Raw genomic sequence first — 292 nt, 5'->3', positions numbered from 1 at the left:
CATCATCTTATGCACTTTCTCCGCATCCGTGATGTTCATGCCGGTAGTGGCTGCCAGAGTTTGCGTGTCGCTGTTACCGAACTGATCATGAAACTGTTTAAGCTGCGAGGCGGTTTGCTGAACAGAGTGGTTGTAACCACTGAGCGCCGTTTCGGTCTGGCTCATGCTGTCGCGGGTCATCTTCTGAGCCGCACTGGACAGATGGCGGTCCCAGTTAAGATCAACCGGCAGGCGGCTGATCCCCTGCGAGGCGTCCCAGACGGTCTGCCCCGTGGCGGTCTGGGTCTCCATT

The 292-nt window shown here is 57.5% G+C and carries 1 pseudogene; it reads right to left on the bottom strand.

Features of this window, described 5'->3' with window-relative positions:
• Nucleotides 1-292, bottom strand: a pseudogene (locus tag GSQ70_RS00760) (conjugal transfer protein TraG); the annotation flags it as partial.

This window comes from Pantoea sp. BAV 3049, assembly GCF_009765445.1.
GTDB lineage: Bacteria > Pseudomonadota > Gammaproteobacteria > Enterobacterales > Enterobacteriaceae > Erwinia.
The sequence above is the reverse complement of the archived record's forward strand: the minus strand, read 5'-3'. Positions and strand labels throughout refer to the sequence as shown.